The organism is Paenibacillus sp. FSL k6-2145 (assembly GCF_037976585.1).
GTDB lineage: Bacteria > Bacillota > Bacilli > Paenibacillales > Paenibacillaceae > Paenibacillus.
In genome coordinates, this window is sequence record NZ_CP150267.1 from 5426681 (window position 1) to 5447842 (window position 21162).

The 21162-nt window shown below is 47.5% G+C and carries 14 protein-coding genes; 13 read left to right on the plus strand and 1 reads right to left on the minus strand.

Going from position 1 to position 21162, the window contains the following annotated elements:
* Positions 1-120: 120 nt before the first annotated feature.
* The 3 genes from NZ043_RS24095 to NZ043_RS24105 are packed head-to-tail and all read left to right on the plus strand — an operon-like array spanning position 121 to position 5225.
* On the plus strand, positions 121-1800 hold the full coding sequence (locus NZ043_RS24095) for an extracellular solute-binding protein (protein WP_289392548.1): 1680 nt from the start codon (positions 121-123) through the stop codon (positions 1798-1800).
* Positions 1801-1848: 48 nt separating this feature from the next.
* Positions 1849-3615, plus strand: a complete 1767-nt coding sequence (locus NZ043_RS24100) for a histidine kinase (protein ID WP_339312850.1) — start codon at positions 1849-1851, stop codon at positions 3613-3615.
* A complete protein-coding gene (locus NZ043_RS24105) occupies positions 3600-5225 on the plus strand; it encodes a response regulator (protein ID WP_339309421.1) in 1626 nt (541 codons plus the stop codon). The genes NZ043_RS24100 and NZ043_RS24105 overlap by 16 nt, the downstream gene beginning before the upstream one ends.
* A 122-nt stretch (positions 5226-5347) precedes the next feature.
* Here the strand turns inward: NZ043_RS24105 and NZ043_RS24110 are convergent, their stop codons facing one another.
* Positions 5348-6115, minus strand: coding sequence for a helix-turn-helix domain-containing protein (locus NZ043_RS24110; protein ID WP_062834412.1), 768 nt, complete (start codon positions 6113-6115; stop codon positions 5348-5350).
* A 274-nt stretch (positions 6116-6389) separates the two neighbouring features.
* Here NZ043_RS24110 and NZ043_RS24115 point away from each other — a divergent pair, with 274 nt between their 5' ends.
* The 10 genes from NZ043_RS24115 (at position 6390) to NZ043_RS24160 (ending at position 21137) form a co-directional block, all read left to right on the plus strand.
* The gene (locus tag NZ043_RS24115; protein WP_036670945.1) at positions 6390-7745 is read left to right on the plus strand and encodes an extracellular solute-binding protein; all 1356 of its coding nucleotides are present in this window, start codon (positions 6390-6392) and stop codon (positions 7743-7745) included.
* Between the two features lie 105 nt (positions 7746-7850).
* Complete coding sequence (locus NZ043_RS24120; protein WP_339309422.1) at positions 7851-10748, plus strand: extracellular solute-binding protein; 2898 nt, start codon at positions 7851-7853, stop codon at positions 10746-10748.
* A gap of 19 nt (positions 10749-10767) precedes the next feature.
* Positions 10768-11724 (plus strand): sugar ABC transporter permease, encoded by a 957-nt coding sequence (locus tag NZ043_RS24125; RefSeq protein ID WP_339309423.1) that lies wholly within the window; start codon positions 10768-10770, stop codon positions 11722-11724.
* A gap of 2 nt (positions 11725-11726) precedes the next feature.
* Entirely contained in the window at positions 11727-12602 is an 876-nt protein-coding gene (locus tag NZ043_RS24130; RefSeq protein ID WP_026081082.1) for a carbohydrate ABC transporter permease, read from the plus strand.
* A gap of 15 nt (positions 12603-12617) precedes the next feature.
* A complete protein-coding gene (locus NZ043_RS24135; protein WP_339309424.1) occupies positions 12618-14081 on the plus strand; it encodes an NHL repeat-containing protein in 1464 nt (487 codons plus the stop codon).
* Positions 14065-14700 carry a YIP1 family protein gene (locus NZ043_RS24140; protein ID WP_339309425.1) on the plus strand — a complete coding sequence of 212 codons (636 nt, stop codon included), beginning with the start codon at positions 14065-14067 and terminating at the stop codon, positions 14698-14700. The genes NZ043_RS24135 and NZ043_RS24140 overlap by 17 nt, the downstream gene beginning before the upstream one ends.
* Positions 14701-14717: 17 nt before the next feature.
* Complete coding sequence (locus NZ043_RS24145) at positions 14718-17294, plus strand: DUF5696 domain-containing protein (RefSeq protein ID WP_339309426.1); 2577 nt, start codon at positions 14718-14720, stop codon at positions 17292-17294.
* Positions 17295-17347: 53 nt separating this feature from the next.
* Positions 17348-18193, plus strand: coding sequence for a sugar ABC transporter permease (locus NZ043_RS24150; RefSeq protein ID WP_339309427.1), 846 nt, complete (start codon positions 17348-17350; stop codon positions 18191-18193).
* Positions 18194-18210: 17 nt separating this feature from the next.
* On the plus strand, positions 18211-19158 hold the full coding sequence (locus NZ043_RS24155) for a carbohydrate ABC transporter permease (RefSeq protein ID WP_339309428.1): 948 nt from the start codon (positions 18211-18213) through the stop codon (positions 19156-19158).
* A gap of 275 nt (positions 19159-19433) precedes the next feature.
* On the plus strand, positions 19434-21137 hold the full coding sequence (locus tag NZ043_RS24160; protein ID WP_133384773.1) for an RICIN domain-containing protein: 1704 nt from the start codon (positions 19434-19436) through the stop codon (positions 21135-21137).
* The last annotated feature ends 25 nt before the right edge of the window (positions 21138-21162 follow it).

The following is a 21162-nucleotide window of genomic DNA, read 5'->3' on the forward strand; positions in this document are numbered from 1 at the left end:
GTAAAAGCCGCCCAACGGCGGCTTTTCGTATTCAATGAGTACAAGTTGTTGTACAATGATATGGATTCATAATTGACAGAGAGAAGAGAGTTGTTCAAACCGAACTGGGGGCATGTCGTCATGTATAAGAGATGTCTGGACATAACAAGATGGACCTTCATTCTGTTCCTTGCTGTGTCCATACCAGCAGGTCATACCGAAGGTAATACCAAACAACATCATCCGCAGCAAGAGGGGCAGCAGATTCAATTTCCCGCTACGTATGAAAAGTATTCTCCTCCCATCGTAGTCTCTTTTGTCAGGGAAACCGGAGATGACCTTGAGCGCATGATTAGTCAGTTACCCGGTGAGACGATACTGGATAATCGCTGGACTCGTTTGTACGAGAAAGAGCTAGGTATTCAAATTCACTATGACTGGATTGCTAATGGAGATGTATACAATCAGAAGTTGGGTGTCTCCCTTGCTGCAGGACGTTTTCCAGATGTAGTGAAAGTTAATCCATATCAACTTAGACAACTGAGCAACGCTGGAATGATCGAAGATTTAACCCATGTGTACCAAGAGTATGCTTCCCCACTTACAAAGAGTATATTGGAGGCGGAGGGAAGAGGAGCATTTGATGCGGCAACCATTGATGGCAAACTCATGGCTATTCCCGAATCATCTTCCTCGATTGAGACTGCGCAGTACCTGTGGATTAGAACCGATTGGTTGGAGCATTTGGGGCTACGGCCGCCTGAAACGATGGAAGAACTTCTCCAGGTTTCGAAAGCGTTTACAGAAGGGGATCCCGACGGGAACGGAGAGCAGGATACGTACGGACTTGCGCTAACGAACCATCTTTGGGATCCAGTTATGGGAGCTGCAGGCTTGATGTCAGGCTACGGTGCCTACCCTAATATATGGGTTAAAGATGCAGAAGGAAACCTCACTTATGGAGGTATACAGCCTGAAGTTCGAGAGGCTCTGAAAGCACTGCAAACGTTGTATCGTGAAGGCCAACTTGATCCGGATTTTGGCTATAAAAGTGGAAGCAAGGCGTTTCGTTTAGTTCAGGATGGAAAAATAGGGATGCTCTACGGCGAACAGTGGACATCCTTTATGCTTCAGAGCACCCGTGATACAGGTATAGATGTAGAATGGCAGGCATATCCCATTGTTGCCAAGTCGGACCGGAGTCTGTTCGTACCGCTACGTTCCAACACGGGGCAATACTTTGCTGTAAAAAAGGGCTTCTCTAATCCGGAAGTTGTTGTAAAGCTCATGAATCTGCATCTGGACATCAACTGGGGGGATCAGGCACAGTATGAAACATACTACAATGACGACTCCCGAGCTGTGTGGATGCTTTCACCAGTAACTCCTTTTCCCGGTAATAAAAATATAGATGCATACAAACAAATTCGGGATGCCAGAAATACAGGAGACTTCTCGGCTCTGCAGAATGAAGCTCTCGCCATTCACAAACGCATTGTGGCCTATGAATTGGAAGATGTAGAGAGCGGATGGGGCTGGGAACAAACCTATGGGCCTTCGGGTGCTTTTAGCATTGCAGATTCTTACGAGAAGAACGGCCAACTTCTCTATGATCAATTCACGGGCGGAATTACGGACACGATGGTTGATCGACAAATTATTCTTCGGGATCTTCAGCTTGAAGCCTATATGAACATTATTCTAGGCAGGTCGATAGATGAGTTTGATCAATTCGTTGAGAACTGGCGCAAGCTGGGGGGAGATCAGATCACATCGGAGGTTAACGCGTGGTTTCGCACCAGCAAGCCAAAGGAGCGCTAATGTTCACTTTATTCTTACAAGGAACCCACTCAGCCTTTGGCATTGGAGGTGAATGCATTGATCAAGATCCCTGCTAAATCATGGTTTAACAGTATATTTGCGCGATTAATAATCACCTATCTGGTATTTGTGCTCCCCCTTATTCTTCTTGGCGTGTATCTGTATCATTGGAGTTATGACAATGCAAGCCAGGAAATATCGTTGTCAACGGAAAGACGGTTGAACCAATATGTGGTGGAATTAAACAGAGAGATAGAATGGATGGAATTACAGCAGTTTGATATCGTTGAGGATCGAAAACTCAATCGTTTGGCCATTCTCTGGGACATGATGGATCAGGTTGAGCGGCGTGATACATTAAATTACCTGACTGAACGACTCGCTTCATTCAAGAATAGCACTGCTTATATCAAAAACGTTCATGTACATATCCCTTCTGTTGGCAAGAGTATATCCGCGATCCAAGGCATCGATGATTTCAATAAAAGTTCATATCTATATTTCAGTTCAGGCATGCAAGGAAAAGGTACACGTTTCACTGTGAAAGAGGACGCCTTGAACTTAAGTGCCGTCAGATTGACAGGCACGAGAGGAGAACCCCCGCTTTTTGTCATTCAGGTGGAGCTAGATACATACCATTTTCAGAATGAACTCACACGGCTTAATTTGTACCCGGAGAGTTCAACTTTTCTGATTGAGGACAAAACGGGGCATGCCATCACAGATAAACATCAAGCTAGTGTTATTCTCGCGAATTACCGCGAGCACAGTGTAAAGGGTACACTTGATGGCTTTCGGATGAAGGTGGGGGACACCATGTACCATGTTAGTCAGTTGCATATGGACTCCCTGGGCTTATCCGTAGCTACATATCTACCTGAGGCAATTGTTACCAAGCCACTTAGCAAGTTCTATCATTGGGCTTGGCTGTTTGCAATTACATCATTTGTTGCCATCACGGCGTATCTCTATTCAAGTTACAAGTTGATTCACATCCCGTTACTGTTGTTGGTGAAAAGATTCAAAAAAATGGAGGGAGGCATGCTTGATGTCCCCATTGCGCATAACCGAAAGGATGAATTTGGCTTCCTCTACACCCGTTTCAATCTAATGATTGAAAATCTTCAATCCCTTATCGACCGTGATTTTAAGAAAACGCTGATGATGCAGCGGGCCGAGTTGAAACAGCTCCAATCGCAGATTAATCCTCATTTTCTGTACAATAGCTTCTTTATTCTGAATTCACTCGCAAGGACAGGAGAAACCGAACGTATTGAGCAATTCACGAATATGCTCGGAGAGTATTTCAGGTTCATTACCCGGAATGAAACCGATCATGTGAAGTTGAAAGTGGAAGTTGAGCATTCACGAATCTATACAGAGATTCAACAATTACGATTCTCCAGACGAATCAAAGTTGATTTTGGGTCACTACCTGCTGAGATGGAACATATTAAAGTTCCCAGACTCATTATTCAACCCATTATTGAGAATGCCTACGAACACAGCCTTGAAAAGAATACGGACTCCGGACTTCTAATTATTGGGTTTAATATGGAAGGTTCATATGCCGAGATCACCGTAGAGGATAATGGTAATGAGTTGGAAGAGCAACACATTCAAACTCTTCAACAACGCTTGCATAAGGACGGAGGTACAGACGAAATGACCGCGTTAATAAATATTCATCGGCGTCTGATCCTGACGTATGGAGAAGGTAGTGGCCTTTTCCTATCCAGAAGTGAACTGCAAGGGTTAAAAGTCACAATTCGAATCCAGTGGAAAGAAGGAGAGAACGAATGTATCGACTTTTAATTGTAGATGACGAGGAGATTATTACGGATAGTCTCTATGAAACGTTCGCTAGACATATACCCGACCAGCTTGACGTATGTAAAGCCTACTCTGCAACAGAAGCATTGTCCTGGATGCAGCGTTCGAGAATTGACATTGTTCTAACGGACATCCGCATGCCGGGCATGAGTGGCTTGGAACTGACAGAGCGGATTCAAGCCAGTTGGCCGAATTGCCGCGTCATTTTTCTAACAGGACACAGCGATTTTGATTATGCATATCAAGCTTTTCAGATGGCTAATGTGCGTTACTTGCTCAAAACGGAAGGTTATGACAAGGTGATGTCTGTTGTAGAAGATGTGATGGAAGAGATCCGGCGAAGTCACAGCATGGTTGAGTTGTTGGAACATTCTCATAAAGTCAACTCACAGCTTGCACTGATACAGCAAAAAGAGTATTTGCGGAAGTTACTTCAAGACTGTACAGCGGTTATAGATTCTACTAAGGATATGCAGGACGAATTATCCAAACGAGATATAAGATTACAGATCAACTCGCCTGTTTATCTCATACTGGGTCGGTTTAATAATCCGCCAGAAAAAGGTTCGGACCTCACACAAGTCCAGGAATCTGTTCGTATTATCGGCTCTTCTCTGATGAATGAGCGTACAGTGTGTGCAAGTGTAACGGACCATTATGGGGATACGATCTGGCTGCTTCAGCCGAAGCAGGAGGAAGAGTTGCCAAATGATAAACTTGTGCGATTTCTAGAAGGTACACTGGAACTGGTACAGGAAGCATGCATGGTATCACTTGGCGTATCCATTGCTTTTTCATTAAGTAGTCGAAGCTGCAATTGGTCCGAGTTAACCAAACAATATGAACGTCTGCGATTACTCCAGTGGATGAAAATTGGGGATGGTGTATCCATGGTACTCACGGATCATCGCAATGATCTCTCATCTGATGTACCCAAAGAATCCATGCGGATCTCAAACCGGATCGAGATTATGTCAGGATATTTGGAAACGGGAAGAATTCAGCCATTTTACGATATATTTGAGGAGCTTGCAGGCGAACTGCTGCAACAGGATATAACGATGGAACGTGCTATGGAGACATACTACAATCTGGCCTTATTATTGCATTCAACGATCAATCGCTGGGGTCTTCAACAGAAGATCCCGGATCAACGAAGCTTGTTGCACTTAGGGGAGTATACATGCATGAAGGATGCAGTACAATTTCTATATCGTGCTGCCGATGAACTGGTACGATACAAAAGATCAAATGAACAGGAACGCGCTAACGTTGTAATTCATTCCTTATGCAGTTACGTCAAGGAGAACCTGGAGAAAGATCTTTCTCTGGTGAGATTGGCAGAACTTCATCATTTTAATCCATCCTATCTGTCACGATTTTTTAAGCAGGAAATGGGAATAAATGTGTCAGAGTTCATTGACGACTGCCGAATACGGAAAGCCAAAGAATTGCTTCAGAACACAAATCTTATGGTACGTGAGGTCGCACTTCAAGTGGGGTATGAGGCTGCACATTCGTTTACCCGACTTTTTAAGAAAATAACGGGAATGACTCCCCAAGAATACCGGGAATCCCTTTTGGTACGTTAATGGTGAATCCTTTGGAATTGACCAAACCCAAATAACCACAAAAAAAAGCAGGATGTATTCTTCAGCCTGCTTTTTTTTGTGTTATTATCTACTTGATAAACAAAGCGATTCGGCGTTTCACCTTAGGCCGTGTTGATTTTTTGTCTTCTATATGCATTGGGACTCGATCCGGCATACGCTTTGAACTTTTTATAGAACCAATCAATATCCTTATAGCCTACCTCAATAGCAATCTCATATATTCGCAGATTTGTGGAAGACAACAACTGCTGGGCCTTTTCCATACGTTGCTGGAGCATATAATCATTGAAAGACATCTTCTCTTCCAGCTTGAACTTCTGTCCAAGGTACGCACAGTTAAAATGAAGCATGTCAGAGATCTTCTTTAGCGTGATTTCATCACTCAGATGATCCCGTACATAGGCCTTGACGATACGAATGACATGACTGGAGTGCATGGGTTTACCATTCATTTGAACGGGTGTTTTGAAGAACGACGACGTTTTGTGTGCCGGGTCGGTTTCAAGGTGGGATCTAAGTCCATGCAGACTGTTAAGTAAAGTAGAGGGACTAACAGGATACGGGAGATAATCATTTACCTGATACGTCAGGGCTTTGCGTACAAACCTGAAGTGATCTCTTCCACCCATCAGGAGGATGGGTATCTGACTTTTCTTTCGAATGTTGTTGCATAACCAGAGCCCCGCGGTATCAAACCTCTCTGTATGTACCATAACAAGGGAAAAGTCTCGTTCTGACAATGCGGTCAAAGCCTCGGCCGATGAGAACACACAATTTGCGATAGTATATTGAGCTTTGCTCCGTAGCAACATCTGTTGCAACTCTCCGCACAAACGACGGCTGAAATCCACAAGTAAAATATCATACATGAAGCAATACCTCACCTTCTGCTGAATTGTAATGCGCTAGATTAACTGAAATTTGACTTAATTTCATTATGGTAATAAAAGAAAGCGCATACAATGTGCATATTTTTGTAGACAGTGCATTTCTTTACCAATTAAAACCTCTAATGCACTTTGCTCGCGCAAAATTACGCAAATCTATATTCAGCCCGGGTAAACATCTGTATTCCGGCAGGTTGTTTGCGCTTTCATTGTGACGATACACTGTGAGAGCAAACGACAATCAGGGGGGAAGACGATGAGAAAAAACAAGTTCATGCTACTGAGCCTGGTATTTGCGGTCTTGTTGGTGATTGCTGCATGCAGTTCTGCACCTACCGCTCAACCCGAGCCGGAAAAGACAACACCACAGGAGGAACAAAAACCCGCGGAAACCGAGCCCAAGAATGAAAACTCCACGCCAGAAATGGACTTTGACATGGGCGGCAGAACCATCAAGGTTGTTGCTTGGTGGGACATGGAAATACAGGGGAACAACCCGGACAACATTCAACGCCTTGAGAATCTCGAAGCGCTGAAGAAAAAACACAACTTTAATATTGAATACGTTTCCATCGATTTCGGTGAATATCAGGAAAAAGTAGTTGCTTCCCTGATGGCCGGTGAACCGCTTGGCGATCTGGTGAGACTGGGCAAAAACTATGCCATTCCGGCATTGACCAAACAGGATCTGTTATGGCCGGTGGATGATTATATTAAAAACGACAAGGTATTCAACCAGAAAACAACCAAGGAATACATGCAGTATGAAGGCAAAGGTTACGGCTTTACCGAGGACCAGTCCTCGTTTATCAACGGGATTTTCTATAATCGCACACTCATGCAAGAGCTCGGCTTGAAGCCACTTCAGGAGTATGTGGATGCCGATGAATGGAACTGGGATACGTTCATCAGTGTTGCCAAGCAAGCGAACAAGGATCGAAACAATGATGGCAAGCTGGACACTTGGGGACTCGCTCAAACGGGCTTGCTGGAACCGATTCTGTATTCCAACGAGGCTTCTCTGACCAAAGAGGATAAGCAGAACCTGGAAGATCCAAAAACAAAAGAAGCGTTGAACTTCCTGTCCAAACTGGCTACCGAGAAGGTCGGCAGAGCTTCTGAGGGCGGCGATTGGACAGAGCCATCCACGTTCTTCCGTCAAGGCAACACCTTGATGTATTCAGGTGCCATGTACGAAGTCGAAGGTATTATGACGGATATGCAGGACTACGATATTGGTTTTGTACCGTTTCCAAAAGGTCCAAGTGCAACGGCGTATCACTCCGGTGAGTCACGTTACCAAGCTATAACAATTCCAAAAGCGGTAGAGAATCCGGAACAACTGATGTACATCTGGGAGAAAATTAACGAGATCGATTCGATCTATGAGTATCCGGGACAATCCACACTGGAGACACATCTGACCGATGAAGCAGATATCAACAACGCCAGAGAAGTAGCGGAAGGTATGTTGGTTCTCGACCATAACACATTCCCGTCCTTGCCGTTCTGGGACTTTGATGGGGAACTCAAAGAAGGGGTGTCCGTATCTACGCTGATCGAGAAATACAAGGCTCCTTTCCAGGCTGCGATTGATGAGGTTTACAAATAAGTATCACGTTACACGGGCAGAACGCACCAGTGAAGGTGCGGTCTGTCCGGGTTAGTCAATCGTCCAGTTCTCTCAACGCTTACAGGAAAGGGGATACATTCAAACATGCGGTCACGTAAGAAAAAGGGACTAATCCTGGTGCTTGTCCTGGCCTTGGTGCTCTCCATATGGACACTATATCCATCGCGGGATCGTAATCCGGGAACGGTACATGCGCTTGAGGACTTTGAGGCGGTATCGGGAACCGAGGATTCATTCAGTTATGAGCATTATCTGACTGCTCATGACAATACGGCCAAACCGGATGAAATTGTACGCATCGAAGGCGAATCTTATGTTCAGGCCGAGGATGGGGAATTTGAGGTTGTGCAAGGGTACGCCGGATTAGACGGAAGTGCCGTGATTACGCCGGAAACTGGAACCATTCGCTGGGATGTTCCCGTTCAAGTGAGCGGTTTGTACAACATTCGCATTCACTATTATCCCGTAGAAGGCAAAAGCTCCGGGATCGAACGTAGGTTTGAACTTAATGGTAAGGTCCCGTTCAGAGGGGCCGATATTCTTCTGTTTGACAGGGTATGGGGGAATCGCGAGGATAACGTCCGGCAGGACGATCGTGGCAACGAGCTTAGACCAAGACAAGTGGAACAGCCCGAATGGCAACTGACTTCCTTCAAGGACAGCGCAGGGTACTTCGAGGAACCGTTTCAGTTTTATTTTGAAAAAGGCAATCAACAGTTCTCGCTCACTTCATTAAGAGAAAGTATGGCGATCGATTATATCGAGCTTTACCAGGAAGGTGAAGTTCCTTCCTATGCAGAGTTGGAGCAGACCTATGCCTCACTCGGCTTGAAACAAGCGGCTCCTGTCATGCTGAAAGTACAGGGGGAGGAAGCTGTCAGTAAATCATCCCCTACACTGGCACCCATCTCGGACCGATCAAGCCCTTCACTGGAGCCTTATAATGTATCGAAAATTCGGATGAACGCTATCGGGGGCATTAACTGGAAGCTGCCTGGCGAATGGATTGAGTGGGAAATTGACGTGCCTGAAGACGGATTGTATCAAATCGCGCTTAAGGTGAAGCAAGATCAATTGCGTGGCATCTATGCCACCCGCAGCCTGACGATTAACGGCGAAGTTCCGTTTAAGGAAATGAAACGAATTCGATTTAACTACAGCCCGGCCTGGCAAACTCAGGTGTTGGGATCGGGAGAAGATCAGCCATATCAGTTTCATCTGGAAAAAGGGAAACACCGAATCCGAATGACGGTTACACTTGGCGACATCGCTCCGCTGCTGCGGACCGTGGAATCCAGTGTGCTGGAACTGAATGAGATGTATCGCAAAATATTAATGATCACCTCCAACAGTCCAGACCCACTGCGGGATTACCAGCTGGAACGGCGTATTCCGGAGATGACGGAGGTGTTTGAACGACAAGCTGACACCTTGCGCTCCGTTGCAGATTACCTGGAAAAGGCCACGGGTGAGCAAAGTGACAAAGTGGCTGTCCTGCACGCCATGGTATTGCAGCTTGAAGATATGGCGGCCAGACCAGAGACGGTTCCCAAACGGCTGGATACGTTCAAAATTAACGTAGGTGGTCTCGGCACATGGATTCTATCGGTACGTGAACAGCCGATTACATTGGATTACCTTGTCGTATCTCCGCCGGGTGAATCATTGCCAAAAGCGGAAGCGAGCACCGTCCAGCAGGTGAAGCACGAACTGGGCGCATATGTTGCCTCGTATACCGAAGATTACGACAGCATTGGCAACGTGGAACAAAAGAAGGATGCCATCACCGTATGGATCACGACCGGACGAGATCAGGCCCAAGTACTGAAAGGCATGATCGACGATTCGTTTACCCCGGATACGGATGTGTCCGTGCAGTTACGTCTCGTTCCGCCTAATATTTTGCTGCCCGCAACACTCTCTGGGGAAGGACCGGATGTAGCCATGCAGATGGGCGAAGACATTCCGGTGAACTATGCGATGAGGAATGCAACAGCGGATCTGAGTCAGTTTCCCGATTTCGAGGAAATTTCGGGCAGGTTCCGTGAAAGCGGATTGACACCTTACCGCTACAACGACGGGGTATATGCCCTTCCGGAGCAGCAGCATTTTCCAATGCTTTTTTACCGCAAAGATATTCTGAATGAACTGGGCCTCGAACCGCCGAAAACGTGGCAGGACGTATATAACGCCATCGCCGTGCTGCAGAAGCATAACATGGAGTTTTATCTGCCGATAGAGGATACGCTGAACAATGCCAACCTGGTTCCGAATTCAACCTTTGCGATGTTGTTATATCAGAATGACGGAACTTTCTACACTGAAGACCAGAAGAAAAGTGCACTGGATTCGGAGATTTCAATGGACGCGTTCAAACGCTGGACGCAATTTTATACCAATTACAAGTTTCCGCTCAAAGCCGACTTTCCGAACCGCTTCCGTACCGGGGAAATGCCGATCGGGATTGCTGATTACACCACGTATAACATGCTGACGGTTATGGCTCCGGAAATCCGCAATCTCTGGGACTTTACGATTGTTCCGGGTACACAGCTTCCGGATGGGTCCATACGGCATGAAGTGGCCAGCGCTACGAGTGCGGTGATGATGCTCGAAAATGCCGACAACAAGGAAGCGGCGTGGAAGTTCATGAAGTGGTGGACTGATGATCAGACCCAGATTGAATACGGGAGAGAAATGGAAGGTCTTATGGGAGCGGCTGCCCGTTACCCTACGGCCAATATCGAAGCCTTGAAGCAATTGCCTTGGCCTGTGAAGGATTATCAAAATCTCGAGAAACAATGGGAATGGGTACAGGGAATCCCGCAGCTTCCTGGAGGTTACTTCACGGGACGACATCTGGATAACGCCTTCCGCAAGGTGGTCAATGCTAATGAAAATCCACGTGAAGCCTTATCGGACTATGTGTTGTACATTGATGATGAAATTGAGTTAAAACGCAAGGAATTTAATCTGAAATAGAGGAAAGGGAGGGTAACGGTTGCAAGCTAAAACTACCAAGACAGCCGCCGCTCCTGCCGTCCATACCCGCCAGGTCGGCTGGTGGTCCCTATTGAAGCGGGATCTGTATCTCAGCAGGCATTATTATGTATTGATGGCACCGTTTATGCTGATTTTTTTCATGTTTACGGTCATTCCGGTCGGCATTTCACTTGGGCTCAGCTTTTTTCACTTCAATATGCTGGAGTTGCCGCGATTTGTCGGCTGGCAGAACTATTCCCGGCTTTTTCTGAACGATGACGTATTTCTGATCGCGCTCAAAAACACGCTGCTTTTTGCCGTGATTACAGGCCCTGTCAGTTATATTGCCTGCTTTTTGTTTGCGTGGATCATTAATGAGCTGTCTCCTAAAATTCGGGCGGTCATGACGTTGGTTTTCTATGCCCCATCCATATCGGGCAACGTCTTTTTCATCTGGCTGATCATCTTCTCGGGTGACAGCTACGGTTATATGAACGGCTTCCTGATGCGCCTTGGCGTCGTACTGGAACCGATCCAATGGCTCGCAGACGAGAAATATGTACTGGCAATCGTTATTATTGTACAGCTGTGGCTGAGCCTTGGAACCAGCTTCCTGGCCTTTATTGCAGGACTGCAAACCATTGATCGTTCTCTGGTTGAAGCAGGAACCGTAGACGGGATCAAAAACCGCTGGCAGGAGCTCTGGTACATCACCTTGCCTTCGATGAGACCGCAGCTGATGTTTGGTGCGGTAATGCAGATTACCGCTTCCTTCGCCGTAGCTGAGATCTCCATCGCACTGGCAGGTTTCCCGAGCGTAAACTATGCGGCACACACAGTTGTCACACATCTGATGGACTTCGGAACGATTCGTTTCGAGATGGGGTATGCCTCGGCCATCGCAACGGTCCTGTTTGCCCTGATGCTGGGTACAAACGTTTTCACGCAAAAAATGCTTAGAAAGATAGGTGAATGACGATGACCAGCAAAGTACGTGCCGTGTTTGGCATGCCAAAAAGGCTTAATCGGTCATTTACCGTCAGCCTGATGTTATTTGCATTGCTGGGCGTGTTCGGCTCCTTTATGGTGCTTCCGCTCATCTATGCTGTCAACAATGCATTCAAGCCGCTTGATGAGCTGTTTATTTTCCCACCACGATTCTGGGTGAACAATCCGACAACGGAGAATTTTGCCGATCTGATCAACCTCATGGGCAATTCGTGGGTGCCGTTATCCCGCTATATTGCCAACACATTGCTCATTACGATACTTGGCACAGCGGGGCATATCCTTCTTGCATCTGCAGCGGCTTATCCGCTGGCGAAGTATCGTTTTCCGGGTTCCAAAGTGTTGTTCACCATTGTCATTCTGTCCCTGATGTTCTCGCCGCATGTTACGGCGATTCCGAACTACATGGTCATGTCCTGGCTTGGCTGGATTAACACTCATGCCTCCATTATTGTGCCATCACTTGCGTTCTCGCTGGGACTTTTTCTGATGAAACAGTTCATGGAGCAGATTCCTGATGCTTTGCTGGAGGCAGCCAAAATCGACGGAGCCAATGAATACCGGATATTCTGGAGCATTGTGATGCCCAATGTGAAGCCGGCATGGCTCACGCTCATGATCCTGCAGTTTCCAGCGTTATGGGGAACGGATGGCGGGAGTTTCATTTACAGTGAAAATCTCAAAACGCTGCATTATGCGCTCAGTCAGATTGTGCAGGGAGGGATTGCAAGAGCCGGTGTAGGTGCGGCTGTTGCCTTGCTGCTGATGATCGTACCGATCACCCTGTTTATCATCTCTCAGAGCAGTGTTATGCAGACGATGGCCACTTCGGGCATGAAAGAGTAGAAAGGAGGCAGCGAGGTGCGGAGAAGCACATGGAAAAAACGTAAATCGATCATCATGGGCATGATCTGCCTCCTGTTGTTCGTTCAAGAGGCGCCCTACGTGAGTGCAGACGGTAAAACGGATGCGTATCATTATTCATTCTGGGGTGACGCAGTTCCGGCACCGGCGGCATATGAGGCAACAACCATTATCACCGGCAAGAAGCTGAACACAACTCCTATGAAAGAGCCAAGCGACATGCATGTTACCTCCAATCAGCACGTCTTTGTGCTCGATTCGGGCAATGGCCGCATCATTGAGATGGATCGCAACTTCAAGCTGGTACGTACGATTGATTCATTTGAGCAGGAAGGCAAGGAAGATCATTTTAAAAATCCACAGGGATTGTACGTCACGGAAAAAGGCCATCTGCTGGTCGCTGATTCGGATAATCACCGGGTGGTGCATCTGGATGAACAGGGGAAGCTGGTCAAGATCGTGTCTGAACCGAAATCGGATCTTTTAAAAGCAGACTTCCAGTTTAAACCGATGCGGATTGTTATGGACAAGGGGGAGCGTATCTACGTCATGGCCGAAGGCGTATTTGATGGATTCATGGAGTTCAGCGCCGATGGTACGTTCTTTTCCTTCATTGGAGCGAACAGAGTTCAGGTGGACCCGGTGGAATATCTGTGGAAACGGTTTGCAACACGGGAGCAGCGCAGTCAGATGGTGATGTTCACTCCAACGGAATTTACCAATCTGGATATGGATGAAGAGGGCTTTATCTACGCCACTAGCGGGGATCGAGGCAAAGATCCGGTCAAGAAGCTGAATGCCCAGGGTACAGACATTTTGCGCAGAGAAGGCTATCAGACTCCGCAGGGGGATTTGCTGTATACCCAGGAAGCAGGACCATCCCGCCTGATTGATGTCGATGTGGGTGACAGTGACGTGTATTCCGTACTGGATTCCAGCAAGGGCCGAATCTTCACCTACAATGGAGACGGATACCTGCTCCATATTTATGGCGGCATCGGGAACCGGCTGGGCCAATTTAATACACCTGTTGCTCTGGAACGTGCGGGAGACCGGATGTTAGTTCTGGATAAAGCGCTGGGTGAAATCACCGTCTTTCAAACAACTGAATACGGACGTACGCTCCACGAAGCGGTGCGCAGCTACTATAACGGTGATGAAGATCAATCTTCGGTGCTGTTTGCCCAAGCTGCCGAGATGAACGCTAACTTGGAATATGCGTATGCGGGAATTGGCAAAGCATTGCTTCGTCAGAAGGAATACGCCGAGTCTGCGAAATATTTCAAGCGCAGCATGGAGCCCAAAGGGTATTCCAAAGCTTTTCTTTTGTACCGCAAAGAGCTGATGCGTGAGCATTTTTCATGGATGATGTCCGGTATATTCCTGGCTGTCGCTGCGATTGTCACCGTCGTCATCGTTCGCAGGCAGAAAAGGAGGACTACGAATGCAGGCATCAAGTAAGCAACTATACCAGTACCCGCTGCATCTGATTTTTCATCCGTTTGACGGATACTGGGAATTGAAATATGAACGGAACCAGAGAAACTCACTGCTGATTGCTTTCATGATCCTGGTGCTTCTGGTCATCACCAAAATTTTGCATGCCCAGTACAGCGGTTTTCTCATTAATCTCAGTAATCCAAAGTACCTGAACAGTCTGCTCGAAATGCTATATGTCATTATACCGGTACTGTTTTGGTGTGTGGCTAACTGGTCGTTAACCACATTGATGGACGGGGAAGGCAAGTTCTCCGAAATTTTCATGTCAACGTGTTTTGCACTGGTACCGTTGTTCCTCATTCATTTCCCATGGATCTGGCTGAGTCTTGTGATCTCTGTGCAGGAAACTGCCTTTTATTATTTCTCCAATGCACTCGCCGTTGCGTGGACAGTATATCTGTTATTTGTGGGGAATATGACGGTTCATCAGTACACACCAGCCAAAACGGTGCTCACGATGCTGCTGACACTTGTAGCAATGGCATTTATGGCATTTCTGTGCCTGTTATTCTTCAGTCTTGTACAGCAGATTGTATCGTTTGTCGTAACCATCTATCAGGAATTAGTGCTTCGGGGCTAAGGGAGGAGGAAATTGTTATGAATTATACCGTAGCCAAAAAAATAACAGGAATGCTGCTCGCGGGCAGTCTGGTTCTTGGCGGTTGTCAATTCTCGCCAACACCGCTCGCTCACGAGACAGTGACTGCCGCTGATCCGACGGACTTTCCCTCCCTGCCTCCCGGAGAGAAACTGAAATCATCTTTCAGCGATGTCCGCCTTCCCGGCATGGTAGGCATTGCGCAGAATGCTGCGCTGCAGTTGTTCATTAACGAAGAGACTGCCGAGATTGCAGTGATTCACACGCAGAGCGGCCAGATCTGGCGCAGCAATCCTGCAGATCGTGAGCAGGATGGGGTTGCGGCCGGGATAAACAAAGACCTTTTGTCATCACAAACGAAGCTCAGCTTCTTCAACAGCCTTGGACAGAGCAGCACCGTGAATTCCTTCACGGATAGTGTTGCACACAAGCAGATAAGCTACGAGGTGCTGCCAAGCGGCGTGCGGGTCCACTACCAGTTTGGAAGCACTGAGCGATCCATAGAAGACTTGCCGATGAAGATCAGCAAGGAGCGATTTGAACAAAAGCTGCTTGCACAGCTAGATAAGGCCGGGCAGCGGGCCTTGAAGGTCGGTTATGCGGAAGATAAGGATGAAGGCGCTTACGTCCGGATTGATAAGGCGATGCAAGGATTGCAATTGTCACGGGCCTTGAAGGCTTTTGACACAGCCGGTTACACATCGGAGGATCTGGCTCAGGATCATGCCGAGTTTGGCATTGAAGAGGAACGAAGTGGACCACGGCTGTTTATGCTTACGATGGAATATGAGCTGGATGGAGAGGATCTGCTCGTGCGTGTTCCGTCCTCAGGCATTCATTTTCCGGAGGAATATCCGATCAACAGCATATCTGTAATGGATTACTTCGGGGCCGGGGGTTCAGAAGAAGAGGGCTCCATACTGGTGCCGGACGGTTCGGGAGCGCTAATCCATTTTAACAATGGCAAGCTGCAGTATCCTGCCTATCAACAAGATATATACGGACCGGATATGACCATGAAACTGCGGGAAGCAAGTTCGAATGAAGCCAGAGCCAGGTTGCCGGTATTTGGACTGATTCGGAAAGAGGGAGCTTTCCTGGGCATTATTGAAGAAGGGGATGCCGTTGCAGTTGTGAATGCCGATATCAGCGGCAAGCTGAACAGCTACAACAACGTATATCCCAGCTTCTATGTGGTGAACAAGAGCGATGTGACGCTTCAGGCAAGTGATATGGTTCGTACACTTCCGAAATTCCAGAAGAAACCGACCGCGTCTGATTTCGTCGTTCGATATGCTTTTGTCGGGGCGGATAAGGCCTCGTACTCGGGGCTTGCATCTCTCTATCGGGATTATCTGATGCAAAACGGCGGACTTCCCGAGTTGAACGCCAGCAAGGAGCAGAGTAACGTTCCCTTTTATCTGCAACTGTTCGGTGGCATGACAACAAGACAGCATATGTTGGGCATACCGTATGATTCAACGGAGGCTTTGACCACATTTGATGAAGCCAAAAACATTCTCTCCGCCTTGACGGAGAAGAAGGTATCCAATATTCAGGTGCGCTATGCAGGATGGCTTAACGGCGGACTTCATCATCGACTGCCGGATTCCATCCAAGTAGACGGCGCGGTAGGCGGGAAAAAGGGATTGCGGGAATTCAGCGCATACACACAAGAAGCGGGCATCGGTTTCTATCCCGATATCGCTCTGCTGAATGTGCAATCCAAAAAAGGGTTTAAACCGTCCAAAGAAGCTTCACGCACATTAACTCAGGAACCGGCGGTCTTGTATCCGATGAACCAGGCCATCCAGCGGCGGGACCGGGATCGTTCACCATCCTATGTGCTTTCGCCCAACATGCTGGAGGACGTGACGGCAGACATGTTAGATGAGCTGAGGTCCCTTCAAAAGGATGGACTGTCGCTAAGCCTGAATGATCTGGCAGCTCAGTTAAACAGCGATATGAATCCGAAAAAGCTGGTGGACCGAACACAAGCGCTCGGCTCCGTGAAGAAGGCACTGGAACAGATCGGGCAGCAGGCTGGCTCGCTTGTTGCTGAAGGCGGGAACGCTTATGCCCTGCCGTATGTAACTGGTCTGACAGATGCACCGATGACCAGCAGTCGTTTCAAGCTGGAGGATGAAGAGATTCCGTTCTATCAGCTCGTTGTACACGGCAGCATCGGTTATACGGGGACGCCATACAATCTCTCCACATATACCAATGCAAGGCAATATGTGCTGAAGCTGATTGAATATGGAGCCAGCCCTTACTTTGCATGGTTCAATGCGCCAAACCATGTTGTGAAAGAAACGGATTATGATGATCTCTACGCGGCGAATTATGAACAATGGATCGATCTGGCTGCCGAAATCTACAACGAGGTGAACCAGGTGAACCAACCGTTTGCCGGACGTTCCATGATATCTCATGAATCCCTGGAGGAGGGCGTCTTCCGGACAACATATGAAGGTGGCGGGTTCGTAATCGTCAATTATAACGACTTCCCTGTAGAAGTTAACAACGATACAGTGGAAGCCCAAAGCTATGTGACTGGTGGTGAGCAGCTCTGAAGACGCTCCTGAAATGGAAATGGGGAAGTCGTACGTATGCTCAGCAGAAAGCCATGTGGGGCGTAATCTACGTGCTTCCCTGGCTCATTGGTTTTGTGTTGTTTTTCTTCATCCCGCTGTTAGCCTCTATGCGATACAGCATGAGTACAATTCAAGCTAACGCGGAAGGCATAGCGATTCAGTTCAACGGTGTTGCGAATTACATTCAGGCGCTAACCGTCAATACAAGCTTTAACCGTGCGTTAATTGAGGCGATTACAGACGTACTCATCAACGTACCGCTTATCGTTATATTCAGTCTGTTCCTTGCCGTCATCCTGAATCAGAAGTTCAGGGGCCGGGCTGTAGCACGGTCGATCTTTTTCCTGCCCGTTATTCTGGCATCGGGAGTGATTATGACACTGGAGAGCACCAGCCTGATTGAAGCGGTTAATCAGAGCAGCACAGGTGGAAGCTCACTCGGGACATTTGAACTCGAAAATCTGATGGTTAACGCCGGAGTGAGCGATTGGATCGTCACGTATCTGAGCAGTGCCGTAGATCGGATCTATCAGATCGTCAGTCAATCCGGTGTACAGATTTTGATCTTTTTGGCAGGGATCCAGACGATCTCCCCTCAACTGTATGAGGCTTCGAAGATGGAAGGGGCGACGGGTTATGAAGCCTTCTGGAAAATTACGTTCCCGATGGTCAGCCCGCTTATTTTTGTCAATGCGATCTATACGATCATTGATTCGTTTGCCAATAACGCCATGACGGAACTGATCCGGGATACCGGCTTCGTCAAATTTGACTTTGGATTAAGTTCTGCCATGGCATGGGTCTACTTTCTGGCCATTGCCATCATTCTGGTTATCGTATCCATCATTTTCTCGAAGCGAGTCTTCTATCAAGATTAGAAAGGAGGGTGTCCCACGTGACAACATCACGATTATTATCGCTGGAGCATTGGAAAGGCTGGCTGTGGGCCATGATCCGATTCGTTCTGATTACCGGTCTTTCCTTCGTTATCCTGTTTCCCATATTTCAGAAGGTTTCCACATCCATCAAAGCTAAAGGTGATCTGTATTCGGCAGTGGTGGTGTGGATTCCACAGAACTTCTCCATCGACAATTTCAAAGAGGCGATACGCGTCATGGATTACTGGGCAACGCTGTTTAATACGTTTGCCCTGTCTGCAACGACTACACTGCTGACTACAGCGTCCTGTGCACTTGCAGGATACGGATTCGCCAGACTGAAATTCAGGGGAAGCAACTTGCTGTTTGCTGGTGTAATTCTGACGATTCTTGTACCGCCAACGACCATTCTCATTCCGGTATACCTGAATCTGAAAAGCTTTGATCTCATGGGGCTTATGACGCTTATAGCCGGCAAACCCTTTAATTTGCTCAATACGTACTGGCCGTTCATTCTGACGGCGATTACGGCCAATTCACTTAAGGCCGGCTTGTACATCTTTATCTTCCGGCAATTCTTCAGAGGTATTCCGAAGGAAGTGGAGGAGGCGGCCTATGTGGACGGCGCGGGCATCGGGCGAACATTTTCAAGAATCATGCTGCCCAATGCCATTCCGTCCATGGTAACAGTCATGCTGTTTTCCTTCGTATGGCAGTGGAACGACAGCTTCTATACGACGACTTATCTGACTTCAAGTAAAGTCATGTCGACCCAGTTATCGTCCCTTCCGTATAATCTGGCCCAGCAGGTTACTGACGGTGCAGCTTCCCAGGCCGATCCGTTCTATCTGAGCATGATCCAGGATACAGGAATCCTTCTTGCCATTCTGCCTTTGATCGTCATCTATTTGTTTGTGCAACGATATTTCGTAGAGAGTGTAGAGCGTACGGGAATCGTGGGTTAAGTTAATTTCTCCTGTACGTTTGGAGTGGGATCAGTCTGGAAGAGGAAGGAGGAACTTCATGCAACATTCCATCTGTGAAAAGGGGGCATGTAACGACCTCATGAGCGTCTGCTCACAGCAGAACCGCGATCCTTCCCTGCGCAGGATCCCCCTGCTGGTGTGGAACGGGCTGCGGGAGCGGGCGCCGACCTGAGCGATCTGTTTGATCAGAGATATTCTGACGGAGCTTACCTCGCATTATTGCAAGGCAATATATCAGATCAGGAGGAATTAAAGTGAAGAAGTTCATGACATCTTGTAAACTTGTACTCATTCTGGCTTTATTGATCACAATTGCTCCATGGGGAGGCAGCCGTGCCGAAGCATGGGTGGGCATGCCGATGGGCAAGCTTCACGTAAACGGCAAAAACCTGGTGAACAGCAACAACCAGCCTGTGCTACTGAACGGTTGGCATCAACCCTCAGGTGCCTACTGGACATATCAGGACAGCAATTATTATCTCAATCTGCATGGCAATAACCGTCATGCAGCTACGCTGGCTTATCTGAAAGACATTACCGATACTTTTGCTGACACCAGCGCGAAGTATGGAAGCAATCATGGCTGGAATATGAATCAGGTACGTCTGTTCATCGATCGTCAGGACATGGGAGATGTGGCTGCTGGTACATATAACTTTGCCGGTGTGCAGACCGTTACGCAAAATGTAATTATTCCGTACATTCAATATGCCAAAACAAAAGGTGTCTATGTTGTCCTGGGACTGGACTTCACATTGAAGGATGATCAGGCGACAACACCTGCCAACCTGCAAAAATTCAACGAAATCTGGGGTTATCTCGCTTCACGCCCGGAGATCAAAAGTGCAGACAACGTTCACTTCGAACTGATCAACGAACCGGTGAAATCCTATGCCAATGGACATTGGGGTGGATACAACGGGGAAAATGACTTTGTGGATCACTGGAATGACTTGCGTAATTTCCAAAATTCCATGATTTCAACAATTCGCAGCAAAGGTGCGGACAATGTCATCTGGGCGGCAGGTCTGGGATACAACCAATTTTACAGCTTGACGGCAAGCCATCCATTGACTGATCCGCTCAATAACTATGGATATGCGGTTCACTGGTACCCTGGTTATGGCGCATATGACAACTTCTCTATCCTGCAAGACCAGTGGAATACCAACGTGAAGGCAGCCGCTGACAAATATCCGATTAACATTACCGAGGTAACCTGGTTCAAAAACAAACCTGGCGATTCGGCCTATTGGAACTTGTTTAATGGCAGCAATGAAGGTTTTGGTACCAATACCAAAACAATCTTCAACGCCGCAGGCAATGTCAGCATTGCAGCTCATATGAACGGATTCATTCTAAGTGAAGGACCACGAAGCTCCTTTGCCGATCCTACGGCAGGCCTGAAGTGGGACGGGGATGCTTCACGGAGTGCCATGGGACGATTCCTGTTTAACTGGTACCATGAACGTGCTCAGACTTACCCTGGCAGTGGAACAGGTGGACCAACAACAGGTCTTGTATCCGGAGCAACCTATAAAATTGTAGCCCGGCATTCCAACAAGGTTATTGATGTCCCAGGTGGTCTAAATGAAAACAATCTTCAGCTCCAGCAATGGAGCGATCTGGGCGGTAACCCCCAGAAGTGGGTTCTGACTTCGATCGGTAACGGCAACTATACACTGACAAGTGTGAACTCACCGGACAAAGTCATCGACATTCGCAACGGTACCAACACCAATGGGGAAGTGGTTCAACTCATGAGCAATCTGAACACAACCGCTCAGCATTTTAAGGTCAACGATCTTGGTAACGGGTACTGGAGTATCATCAACGTGAACAGCAACAAAGCGATTGAAGTGGCAAACGCTTCTACTTCGGATGGTGCCAAGCTGCAGCAGAACACCTACACAGGTGCTACAAACCAACAATGGAAATTTGTTGCCGTTAGCAATTAATAAGCACAATGTTAAACAAAACCTC